The sequence below is a fragment of the Pseudoalteromonas sp. C2R02 genome (genome assembly GCF_018860845.1).
Classification (GTDB): domain Bacteria; phylum Pseudomonadota; class Gammaproteobacteria; order Enterobacterales; family Alteromonadaceae; genus Pseudoalteromonas.
Genome location: NZ_JAHKQC010000040.1, coordinates 309,089 through 320,184 on the forward strand (window position 1 = coordinate 309,089; position 11,096 = coordinate 320,184).

The following is an 11,096-nucleotide window of genomic DNA, read 5'->3' on the forward strand; positions in this document are numbered from 1 at the left end:
GACTTAGATTAAGGTTTATTACCTAATTTGGCTTGCCCGTTCTCCAAAAACTGAACTGCTTCTTTACGCTTTTTACCAATTAAAATACTACCGTCACTCATAAATAAGAAGTTTTTCCAGTATTTTTTGAAAATACTCCAGCTTGTTTCTATTACATCACGGCGACTGTTGCAAAAATATATAACGGTATTATTGTCCCAGTTTAAATGTGTAAGTATTTCTTCTGGTAAATGTTCTTCGTCATTTTCCCAAAGCTTTTCCCATTCAATGCTTTCAACCCAGTTATCATCATTACCAGGCCAGTCTGATGATTTAAAAAAATCGGGATGATCATTTTCATTGCTAAGAAAGCTTGCCCATAAATTCGCTGAACGCGATTCACTCATAGGTTTAATTTTTAGAAAATCATCAGGATCTATCGGTAAGTCTTTGTGACGAAAAACCCATGCTTTTTTGTAATCATTTAACGAAATATAGTTCATTGAATATATGCTTAATAGAGAAATAACAAACTTGACTAGTATACCGATTATTGACGTTCAGAAATAATTAAATTTATGATAGACAGTATTTTTTCTACAACTCTCTTCCAGAAGTTAAAACTGATGCATTAATCTAAGATCAACAGCTTACATCTGATAAGAGAAAGTCGATTATTAACTTTAATAATTTGTAAATCTATGATGTAATTTATTTTAATTAATCATTAATTTATATGGAATTAAAATGAAGACCCTTCTTCTTACTTTTCTTAGCTTTGCTATTATTGGCTGTACTAATATTCAATTTAACGATCGTTATGAAAACTTAAAGTGGCCAAAAGTAATCATTGCTCCTTTTAATGGAGAGGATGCAAGTATCGCTGAAGTAAAGTTTGAACACCACTTCGCAACCAGCTCACAAATAGAAGTTATTCCACCTAGCTTAATCATGATGTTATTGAAAGATAATGACTTAATTGAAGCATATGAAAATGATCAAACCAAAGCATTATTCATTCTAGCTGAAAAAATCGATGCTAAAGGTATACTGCTAGCTGAAGTAGACTCAAAACCTATGACTCGCTCTAGCTATGCCGAAGCTGATATTATGGCAAAATTAATCGATGTAAAAACAAAAACGCTTGTAGCAACAAGCCATCATGAAACAACCTCTATCATTTCTAATTCAGAATCTTTAATAAAGGACGTAGCTGAGGACTCGATTGACGATTTTGATCTTGTATTTGAAAGACTTCACGGCGTAGATTTTTGGACAAGCTTTCTTGGTAATTTCTAGCATTATAATTTAAATCAATTCCTAAATATTTGCAGCTAACTCTTAGTTTGTCTGTAAATATTTAAATCACTCCAGTACAACACTCAATGACTCAATAAAAAGTTATCAACAAAAAAGTAAAAATATGGGATGATTACCTCATCTGACCACTTCAAGGTAATGACCATGCAATTTAATGGCACTGAAAACTATATCGCGAGTAACTCTTTAAAACTTGCCGTTAATGCGGCCATCTTGTTAGAAAAGCCATTATTAATAAAAGGGGAGCCTGGCACAGGTAAAACCATGTTAGCTGAAGAGCTTGCCGCTGCTTTAGATACTGATTTAATTCAATGGCATATAAAATCAACCACTAAAGCCCAGCAAGGATTATATGAGTATGATGCGGTATCTCGCTTAAGAGATAGCCAACTTGGTGATGAGAAAGTAAATGATATTGGCAACTACATAGTCAAAGGTAAATTATGGCAAGCATTTGATGCCTCTAAACGCCCAGTTCTATTGATTGATGAGATAGATAAGGCTGATATAGAATTTCCAAATGACTTATTACTTGAGTTAGACAAGATGGAGTTCCATGTTTATGAAACGCAAGAACGTATTGTCGCCAAGCAAAGACCTATCGTAATTATCACATCTAATAATGAAAAAGAACTTCCTGATGCTTTTTTACGCCGCTGTTTCTTTCACTATATTAATTTTCCAACAACCAGTGAAATGCAGCAAATCATAGATGTGCATCATCCTGACGTAAAACAAAACCTAGTCACAGCTGCACTTGAAACCTTTTTTAATTTACGTGAAGTTAACGGCCTTAAAAAGAAACCTTCGACAAGTGAGTTACTTGATTGGCTTAAATTATTACTTGCTGAAGATATCTCACCTGAAGCACTGCAAGATAAAACAAATAGAGGTGGTTTAATGCCAATGTTTGGTGCTTTACTTAAAAATGAGCAAGACATCACTTTATTAGAAAAGCTTGCTTTTATGAGTAGAAGATGACCTTAAGAGTTAATAATTATGCTAATTGAGTTTTTCCTAACCTTAAAAAAATACCAGCTTGCTGTCAGCATGCGTGAACTATTAGATTTAATACGTGCCTTAGAAAAAGGTGCTGTTTTTGCCAATATTGATGATTTTTACTTTTTAGCGCGAACCATCATGGTAAAGGATGAAACTCAATTCGATAAATTTGATAAAGCATTTGCCCATTACTTTGAAGGTATTGAGAACATTGATGTATTTGAGCAGCTAAAACAACAAAATGAACTGCCAGCCGATTGGTTAAGAAAAGAGTTCGAAAAGCATTTAACTGAAGAAGAAAAACAGAAAATTAAGGCTATGGGCGGTCTTGATGAATTAATGAAAACCCTAAAAGAGCGTTTAGCCGAGCAACAAAAACGTCATGCAGGCGGCAATAAATGGGTTGGCACGGGTGGTACGTCACCATTTGGTGCTTATGGCTATAATCCTGAAGGGATCAGAATTGGGCAAGATGGTAATCGAAACCGACAAGCTGTTAAAGTATGGGATAAAAGAGAATTTAAAAACTTTGATGCTGATGCGCAAATAAGCTCACGCACTATGAAACTTGCACTCAAAAAGCTAAGAAAATTTGCTCGGGCAGGTGCCAGTGATGAATTAGATCTCAATGCAACGATTAGTGCAACCGCTGCTCAAGGCGGTATGTTAGATGTAAAAATGCAGCCCGAACGTCATAATGCAGTTAAAGTACTTATGTTTTTTGATGTGGGCGGATCAATGGATGACTATATTCAAACCTGCGAAGAGCTATTTAGTGCAGCCCATAACGAATTTAAATATTTAGAGTTTTTCTATTTTCATAATTGTTTGTATGAGCATGTTTGGCAAGACAATAACCGAAGACGTCATGAAACGCTAAGCACTTTAGAGCTAATTAATCGTTTTGGCCGAGATTATAAGGTGATATTTGTAGGTGATGCCACTATGGGACCTTATGAAATAGCTTACCCGGGTGGCAGTGTTGAACATTGGAATGAACAACCTGGCTCTATGTGGATAAACCAAATCACAAACCATTTTGACAAAGCGGTATGGCTCAACCCACAACCCAAAGAGCATTGGAATTATTACCATTCAATCAATATGATAAAAGAGTTAATGGCAAACAGAATGTATCCTCTGACATTAGAAGGTATCAGTGAAAGTATAAATAATTTAACTTGATTAACTAATCTCACGATTATGACTACCAAGTCATGATAAAACAGACTATTCTTAAAAGTATAAATTAAGTTATTTATTAACCATAACTTTAACCCTTTGATAAACTGAAATTAATACTTCAGTTTATATTCTTAAACTTTATGAGCTTTCACTATGCAAGATAGACGTCACTTTACTCGAATTATATTTTCAACCACAGCCCACCTTTCAAATATGGGCAAAGTTTGGACATCCGAGCTTATAGATTTATCTTTAAAAGGTGCACTTGTAAAAAAGCCTGATAACTGGAAAAGTGGCGATGCTAAGTCTGTTTTATTAACTTTTAAACTCGCACAAAGTGAAATCGAGCTCAATATGAATACGAGCGTTGTTCACGAAAAAGAAGAATATTTAGGCTTGTTGTGTGAGCAAATTGATATCGATAGCGCCACGCATTTAAAACGTTTAATTGAACTCAATGTAGGTGATGATGAACTATTAAATAGAGAGTTAGATGCGCTTGCTCATCCTGAGTAACTCATTTATTTTGAATTTCACACAATTTTTTATAGTTCCTCCCTAAATTCATTTTATCGACTAAAATTTAAGCATGTTAAATAAGTTTTGATTAATATGCTTAGTAAACCAATTTATGAAAGTTTGCCCTATTTGTATTTAGCAATTGGCTATGGGCTTATTACTTTTGATCCTTCTTTTTTCACATCTATTTCAGGTGGTTTCTTTTTTCTTATTGGCGCACTTGTTTGGAATCTAAGATCTCACTTTCGACGCTCAGATCATGAATACGCAAGACAAAAAGATGATCACAATAAAATAATGTACGATTTAAAGCCCTTTGCTTGTTTTCTGACTGGAATATTAGTAGTTACTTGGATTGAAAATAAGATTGCTGCAGTCTTTGCATTTGTTTTATGTATTATGGCAGGTTGGATTTTGTTTCTACGATTAAGTAATCGCTATTCGAGAAAAAAGAAATTCAAAACACGTAACAATAACAAGTATTACAGTAAATAAATGACCAATAATCAATAAAAAGCATCCTAATGGATGCTTTTTTTATTTAGTTATTATTTATTAGCAGCTCTTTTATTTCTTCTTTAGCGCCTAATATATGTTGCTTTAAAAGTTGGCAAGCACTTTCAACGTTACCTGATTTACAAAAATCAATTAACTGTCTATGTTCTGGGCCTGCTTTTTTTATTCCGCCAGCCAATAATAAATGCATGCGAATATAGCGGTCAGAGTTTTTATTTAAGGTGTTTACAATATCAATTGTTTGCGGGCGATCGCTTCCTTTATATAAATAGGCGTGAAAGTGTGTATTTAAATCCGCCCAAATATTTGCACTATCTTCATGTTGCAATGCATCTTCTAGCTCTAATAAAATCTTTTCAGCTTGCTCAAAGTCTTCAGTAGTTAAATTTGGAATAGAACGTGCTAATAGGTCAGCTTCAAGCATGGCTCTTAGTTCAAATAACTCATCAACATGTTCTGCATTGAGCTCAGTTACAATCGCACCCTTATGGGCTTGAAACTTAACTAAACCTTCAGCTTCTAATTGTAATAATGCTTCTCGTACAGGAATTCGACTCACATCAAGATCTTCGGCTAAAGCAGCTTGACGTAATGGCTGACCAGATTTCACTTCACCTTTTAGTATTTTTTCTCGAATTGCATCTACAACAAATTCGGTTCGTGTTTTATATGCCAGAGCCATATTAATTCATTTCTTTATTTTTAATAATTATTACTCTAGTTTAACGTCTTGAAAAAAAAAGGCCACTCTATGAGCAGCCTTTTTAATTACATTGCTGAGTTTTGATAACAAATAGGTCTTAAAAAGCGATTAATCGCTTGAGAACCTACCGATGTACTACGTACATCTGTTGAAGAAGGGAAAGGTCCGCCATGCATCATTGCATCGCTTACTTCAACGCCTGTTGGCATTTGATTGAAAATCAAACGACCAACTTTATATGATAATGCTTCAATAAGATCTTCATTTTCATTAATTACATCAGTTGAACCATGAACTGAAGCCGTTAACTGACCGCCTAAAATATCAATTAACTGCGCAGCTTGATCTAAGTCTTTATAAGTTACAATTAATGAAGCTGGGCCAAAGACTTCATCGTGTAATTTAGCATTATTGATAAAAGCATCGGCAGAAGTAACAAATAAGTGTGTTGTCGCTTTTTTATCTTGCTCTTGACCTTTAGCAACCAAAGTTGCTTCTTTAGATATGTTTTCACAACCTGATTGGTATGCATTCAACATAGCTGGAGTCAGCATAACTTGCGCAGGACTAGATTGAATTTTATCAACTAATACACTTTCAAAAGTTGCTTTCTCAGCTTCACTTACTAACCATAAACCTGGATTTGTACAAAATTGACCACACCCCATATTCATTGAAGCGACAAACTCCTGTGCAACCGAATCTGCTTTCTCAGAAATCAAACCTGGTAATAACAGCTGTGGGTTTACAGCACCTAATTCACCGTAAAAAGGAATTGGCTCTTTACGCTGGTATATGCTTTCTTGTAATGCCATACCCACACGATAAGAACCCGTAAAACCAACCGCTTTAATTTTAGGGTTTTTAACTAATGAATGGCTGATCTCATATGCTTTGCTATGAATTAATGCAAATACACCTTTCGGCATAGCACAGTTATCAATCGCAATTTCAATTGCTTTAGCAACAATCTCACAAGTACCTGGGTGGGCTGAGTGAGATTTAAAAATTACCGGACAACCAGCAGCTAAAGCTGACGCAGTATCACCACCTGCAGTACTAAATGCTAATGGGAAATTACTTGCACCAAATACAGCGACTGGACCTAAAGGTAATTGTGATAATTTCATATCAGGGCGCGGCATAGGTGCGCGATCTGGCATAGCCGTATCATGTGCAATAATAGATGCATCTTTAATGATATTATTTGCAAACAATCTTAATTGATTAACCGTACGACCAAGCTCACCTTGAATTCTCGCTTGAGGTAAACCGGTTTCCAGTGGTGTACGTTCAACAAGTAATGTCTCAACTTTAACTAATTGCTCAGCAATTTCATTTAAAAAATCTGAACGCTGCTGTACTGTTTTTTTACGGTATGTAACAAAAGCTTGTTCAGCTAATAAACACGCTTGCTCCAATTGCTCAGAGCTACAGTTAGTAAAATCAGGTGCTAACTTAGTGTGTTCTGCTGCATTAATTGCATTAAAAGTAACTTCTGTATCAGCTTGCCATTGACCGCCAATAAAACATAAACCAGATAACATATTTATCTCCTAAACTAATTGAAAACCAAAGGCATACGGATCATCATCATCAATTGTGATTTGATTATTACCCGTAACTTGTGCCCATCCTTGAATTGAAGGCATAATTGCCGTAATTCCCTCTATCTCTGTTACACGTTCTACTCTTCCGACAAATTGACTGCCGATAATGCTTTCGTGAACAAAATCTTGTCCTTGCTCTAATAAACCTTTTGTATATAACTGCGCCATTCTTGCTGATGTACCTGTACCACATGGAGAGCGATCAATGGCTTTGTCACCATAAAAGACCGCATTAGCAGCAGACGAATCTGCTTTTTGAGGCTCGCCTGTCCATAAAACATGTGAAAGACCATTCACGCTTGGATCTTCAGGGTGAACACATTCAACTGCTTTTCCCGCAATTTCACGAATTAGGGGGCTGTATTTTAAAATTTGATCTGGAGTGAAGCTTTCTAATCCTGGATAATTTTCTTGTGGTTCTACAATCGCGTAAAAGTTACCACCATAAGCAATATCAAGTTTAATTTTACCAAGCTCAGGCACATCAATTTCGATATCTTGATGTGCTAAGTACGATGCAATATTATAAATTTTAACCCAATCAACTTTCTTACCTGTCATTTGGTATTCAACATTAATTTGACCTGCAGGCACATCAATAATTAACTTTCCTGGAACCTTACTATTTAATAATCCGCCCTCAAGCCCAGCGGTAATTGTACCGATAGTACCGTGGCCGCACATAGGTAAACAACCAGATGTTTCTATAAATAAAATTGAAGCATCAGCTTCCTCTGTACATGGAGGGTACAAAAAAGCACCTGACATCATATCGTGGCCACGAGGTTCAAACATTAATCCTTTACGGATCCAGTCATATTCCTTTAAGAAATGGCTTCGCTTTTCACTCATTGTTTCACCCTTCAGGTTTGGGTGACCTGAAGTTACTAATCTAACTGGATTGCCACAGGTATGAGCGTCAATACAAAAAAATGTTCCTTTGTTCATTTTATTACCTTTTATCAAACTAAATTTGATTAAGTAAACATCTCAGTAGCTTACATAATCAAATTAAAATGCCAGCTTGAGTTTACTCAAGCTGGCTATGGTCATTTAGGGATGACTGCTCCACGGGGAATTAAAATCCAAACTTAGAGAAATCTTTATTGAATTGCTTTGATACGCCTACCGAGTTTGGTTTCATTGCATTTCCCTAACAAATAATTAATAATAGTACATTGTATACAACACAAATTAATGTATATTGTATGCAATTACAACCTTTATTTGATATTTATTATGAAAAGTGACAATTCAAACTCGGAAACAGTTGCCGTCATAGGCGCTGGTATTATTGGTGTAACTGCAGCTTACAGATTACAGCGAGCTGGATTTCAAGTGACCTTGTTTGATAAAGAAGGTATTGCTCAAGGTTGCTCAAAAGGAAACGCAGGTCACTTTGCTACTGAGCAAGTTTTCCCGTTAGCTCAAAAATCACTTTTACCTCAAGTCCCTAAAATGCTTCTAGACCCATTAGGCCCTTTTTGTATTGCACCTCGTTATTTTCATAAAACAATACCTTGGTTTTTAAAGTTTATGAATAATATGAGATCTAAGCTGTTTAATGAAAATAAAGAAGCGCTGAAATCAATTAATGAAATTGCAATGGCATCATGGGACTCTTTAATAGCAGAAACAAGCCTACAATCACTATTTCATAAGCAAGGTAGCCTGTTAACTTTTGAATCAATTTCAAGCAAAAGTGCAATTAAAGTTCAACAAGAATACCAAGCTGAAGGCATTTCAGTTGAACTTTTAAACAAAACACAGCTTAATAAACTTGAACCTGGGATATCTGAAAACGTTACATGGGCGCTATTATTTACTGATGTAGCACACACCTGTTGCCCAGAAACACTTACAAAAGAAATTTATCTTAAAGCAAAAAGTATAGGTGTTGAATTTAAACAATGTGAAATATCAAAAATAGAATCTGATAATGTTCTTGTAACTATTACCTCTAAAGGCCAGGTTTATAAAACAGATAAAGCATTATTAGCAACTGGTGCACACAGTAAATCATTCTGTAAGCAATTGGGGTATAAAGTGCCATTAGATACAGAACGTGGCTATCACTATATGGTTGGAGCAGCTATGCAGCCTACCCGCCCTATCGTCTCTTATGAAAGAAAGTTTATCATGACCCCAATGAGAGATGGACTGCGTTTAGCTGGTACAGTAGAATTTGCAGGTTTAAACAAAGAAATGAATACAAAAAGAGCCGATGCACTACTTCCTTCCGGAAAAGCTATCTGGCCGAAAATTAATGATACTAAAACAGGAGAGTATCGTTGGATGGGTTTTAGGCCTAGCTTACCTGACTCAAAACCTGTCGTTGGCAGCTCACCGAGACATAACAATATATACTTTTCATTTGGGCATCAACATTTAGGGCTTACTTTAGCTGCAACTAATGCTGAACTGATAGCTGACTGTATATTAGGAAAAGAAACCGAAATCCCATTAACACCTTATTCTATTAGTAGATTTTAAAAATCTCAGAGTGTACCTTGCTGTTTCTATGTAGCGTGGAGATTAGTAGCAACTCGTTCTGATTGTTAAGCAAAACAAAGGAGCTCTTAGCTCCTTTTTTGATCTTTATTATCCACATATTGTGTGAGTTAAACGCAAAAAGCCCCATGAAAATGAGGCTTCTCTTTTGAGTCTTTACAGAATTAGTCTAATAAATCTAGAGCTTCAAGTCTTTCTTTTGTTAGAGTATATCTTGCACGGACATCATCAATTTGTTCTTGAGTCAATTTTTTACCAAGAGTTCGAAGTCCTCCATCGGCATCATTATGATGAATTCCCATAGCAAGCTTAAGGTATTCCATAAGCAAGGGTTGCGCATCAAGGTATGATATAGAATTCATAGCCTGAGAAATTTTGTTTGCCTCAGCCCACTCACCTTTTAAAACATGCTCTTGCATAGTAACACTCGCTTTTGGGAAGATAGTACCTACACCTGTAATGCCACCACATGCTCCAGCAAGCCCTGCATGTACAGTTACAGTGTCAACTCCTGCTAAGATTTTTAAATCTTTATTCTCTACCATCAGAGTTTCAATAGTTGAAACATCCGTAGTCGATATTTTAAGCGCCGTTACCTCAGTTAGAGCAGCAAGTCTTCTAAGAAGCTCTGTTGAAATTGCATGATATCCGGCTGCATCAGGATTGTTATAAGGCATAATTGTTACGCCAGCCTCTTTTGCAGCTGTTGCAGCAAGCGCATAGTACGCATATATTTCTTCATCAGAAGGTACTGCCTGAGTTTTTGGTGGCATTACCATAACGGTATCCACGCCAACGGTTGCTAGTCCTTGAACTATTTGGGCAATCTCTTCCTTAGTTTCTGCTGCAGCTCCACTGATCAATGGCACATTGTATTCTTTAGCAACCTCAGAAAGGGATTTAAGTAAAGAAAGGCGTTGTTCGTTACTCAGGTAGCTATTCTCTCCCAGAGTACCAGAAGCGACAAGTCCGCCCATTCTGCTTCCGCCCTTTCCTTGAGCTTTTAAAACAGCTGCAGCCTGTCTTTTTGTTTCATCAAAGTCAATTTCAAGAGCATCTGATTCTGACTCTTTGAACCATGTAAACACTGCCGGCATAACCGTATATCGCCAATCTGTACTATTTTTTTCCATCATATTACCTTTGGTTTTAAAATTATATCAATTACGTAATATGGTATACATTATACCATTTGATTAAATATTACCATTTAAATTACCTCAAGAAAAGGAGGAGACTTCATTCAAAGGGCTTAAGTTAACGAGCAATGATCCTTAGCCCCATTATTTTTATGTAAATTTCGGATATATTCAATCTCCATACTTTCATTCAAGCCTATTTCAGAAGTTTTTTTGCTAATGATATATTGCAAATAAATTTAAAAATCTATCAATCAACTATTATCAGAGTATTCACCAAAACTGAATCCTGTAGAACAAGCATGGCAATGGATTCATCAAAGGGAATTATCAAATCGTCCATTTAATTGTTATGAAAATATTGTTTATATCAATTCTATTAAGTTAGTGATCTAATATACTTTAGGGTAAATTTTCAAGAGGACAGCTTTATAGCTCCAGGCTAATCCTAAATACCTACATCCATGTAGACAAGGCACTTAATTGAGCAATAACTGGCTATTGGGATTGAAAGCACAGGTTATAGTTCCAGACTAAACCTAAGTACCTGCATCCATGCAGGCAACGCAGCGATTGAATATTTAGACCATTTTGATTGATCACATATTTATT

Annotated in this window: 11 protein-coding genes; 6 read left to right on the forward strand and 5 right to left on the reverse strand. The window is 35.8% G+C overall.

Annotation, left to right across the window (positions count from 1 at the left end; all coding sequences use genetic code 11):
- Nucleotides 1-8: 8 nt before the first annotated feature.
- Complete coding sequence (locus tag KO527_RS19425) at nt 9-482, reverse strand: DUF2947 family protein (RefSeq protein WP_216041913.1); 474 nt, start codon at nt 480-482, stop codon at nt 9-11.
- Between the two features lie 244 nt (nt 483-726).
- Between KO527_RS19425 and KO527_RS19430 the strand changes: the two genes are divergently transcribed.
- From KO527_RS19430 to KO527_RS19450, 5 genes are all read left to right on the forward strand, one after another.
- Entirely contained in the window at nt 727-1,278 is a 552-nt protein-coding gene (locus KO527_RS19430; RefSeq protein ID WP_216041914.1) for a hypothetical protein, read from the forward strand.
- Between the two features lie 165 nt (nt 1,279-1,443).
- Nucleotides 1,444-2,280 carry a MoxR family ATPase gene (locus tag KO527_RS19435; RefSeq protein WP_216041915.1) on the forward strand — a complete coding sequence of 279 codons (837 nt, stop codon included), beginning with the start codon at nt 1,444-1,446 and terminating at the stop codon, nt 2,278-2,280.
- A gap of 18 nt (nt 2,281-2,298) precedes the next feature.
- Nucleotides 2,299-3,486 carry a VWA domain-containing protein gene (locus KO527_RS19440; protein WP_216041916.1) on the forward strand — a complete coding sequence of 396 codons (1,188 nt, stop codon included), beginning with the start codon at nt 2,299-2,301 and terminating at the stop codon, nt 3,484-3,486.
- Nucleotides 3,487-3,639: 153 nt separating this feature from the next.
- On the forward strand, nt 3,640-4,002 hold the full coding sequence (locus KO527_RS19445; RefSeq protein ID WP_216041917.1) for a PilZ domain-containing protein: 363 nt from the start codon (nt 3,640-3,642) through the stop codon (nt 4,000-4,002).
- 96 nt (nt 4,003-4,098) lie between these two features.
- Nucleotides 4,099-4,500, forward strand: a complete 402-nt coding sequence (locus KO527_RS19450) for a hypothetical protein (protein WP_216041918.1) — start codon at nt 4,099-4,101, stop codon at nt 4,498-4,500.
- 46 nt (nt 4,501-4,546) lie between these two features.
- Here the strand turns inward: KO527_RS19450 and KO527_RS19455 are convergent, their stop codons facing one another.
- The 3 genes from KO527_RS19455 to KO527_RS19465 form a co-directional block, all read right to left on the reverse strand.
- Nucleotides 4,547-5,203, reverse strand: coding sequence for a GntR family transcriptional regulator (locus tag KO527_RS19455; protein ID WP_216041919.1), 657 nt, complete (start codon nt 5,201-5,203; stop codon nt 4,547-4,549).
- 86 nt (nt 5,204-5,289) lie between these two features.
- Nucleotides 5,290-6,771, reverse strand: a complete 1,482-nt coding sequence (locus KO527_RS19460) for an aldehyde dehydrogenase (NADP(+)) (protein ID WP_216041920.1) — start codon at nt 6,769-6,771, stop codon at nt 5,290-5,292.
- A 9-nt stretch (nt 6,772-6,780) separates the two neighbouring features.
- On the reverse strand, nt 6,781-7,782 hold the full coding sequence (locus KO527_RS19465; protein WP_216041921.1) for a 4-hydroxyproline epimerase: 1,002 nt from the start codon (nt 7,780-7,782) through the stop codon (nt 6,781-6,783).
- 291 nt (nt 7,783-8,073) lie between these two features.
- Between KO527_RS19465 and KO527_RS19470 the strand changes: the two genes are divergently transcribed.
- Entirely contained in the window at nt 8,074-9,327 is a 1,254-nt protein-coding gene (locus KO527_RS19470; RefSeq protein ID WP_216041922.1) for an FAD-dependent oxidoreductase, read from the forward strand.
- A 182-nt stretch (nt 9,328-9,509) separates the two neighbouring features.
- On the opposite strand, the gene KO527_RS19475 is transcribed toward KO527_RS19470, so the two are convergent.
- Nucleotides 9,510-10,478, reverse strand: a complete 969-nt coding sequence (locus KO527_RS19475) for a dihydrodipicolinate synthase family protein (protein WP_216041923.1) — start codon at nt 10,476-10,478, stop codon at nt 9,510-9,512.
- Nucleotides 10,479-11,096: the final 618 nt, after the last annotated feature.

What these genes read in the sequence shown, in the direction of transcription:
- KO527_RS19425 (WP_216041913.1), bottom strand. Translation starts at nt 482, where the DNA reads ATGAACTATATTTCGTTAAATGATTACAAAAAAGCATGGGTTTTTCGT.
- KO527_RS19430 (WP_216041914.1), top strand. Translation starts at nt 727, where the DNA reads ATGAAGACCCTTCTTCTTACTTTTCTTAGCTTTGCTATTATTGGCTGT.
- KO527_RS19435 (WP_216041915.1), top strand. Translation starts at nt 1,444, where the DNA reads ATGCAATTTAATGGCACTGAAAACTATATCGCGAGTAACTCTTTAAAA.
- KO527_RS19440 (WP_216041916.1), top strand. Translation starts at nt 2,299, where the DNA reads ATGCTAATTGAGTTTTTCCTAACCTTAAAAAAATACCAGCTTGCTGTC.
- KO527_RS19445 (WP_216041917.1), top strand. Translation starts at nt 3,640, where the DNA reads ATGCAAGATAGACGTCACTTTACTCGAATTATATTTTCAACCACAGCC.
- KO527_RS19450 (WP_216041918.1), top strand. Translation starts at nt 4,099, where the DNA reads ATGCTTAGTAAACCAATTTATGAAAGTTTGCCCTATTTGTATTTAGCA.
- KO527_RS19455 (WP_216041919.1), bottom strand. Translation starts at nt 5,203, where the DNA reads ATGGCTCTGGCATATAAAACACGAACCGAATTTGTTGTAGATGCAATT.
- KO527_RS19460 (WP_216041920.1), bottom strand. Translation starts at nt 6,771, where the DNA reads ATGTTATCTGGTTTATGTTTTATTGGCGGTCAATGGCAAGCTGATACA.
- KO527_RS19465 (WP_216041921.1), bottom strand. Translation starts at nt 7,782, where the DNA reads ATGAACAAAGGAACATTTTTTTGTATTGACGCTCATACCTGTGGCAAT.
- KO527_RS19470 (WP_216041922.1), top strand. Translation starts at nt 8,074, where the DNA reads ATGAAAAGTGACAATTCAAACTCGGAAACAGTTGCCGTCATAGGCGCT.
- KO527_RS19475 (WP_216041923.1), bottom strand. Translation starts at nt 10,478, where the DNA reads ATGGAAAAAAATAGTACAGATTGGCGATATACGGTTATGCCGGCAGTG.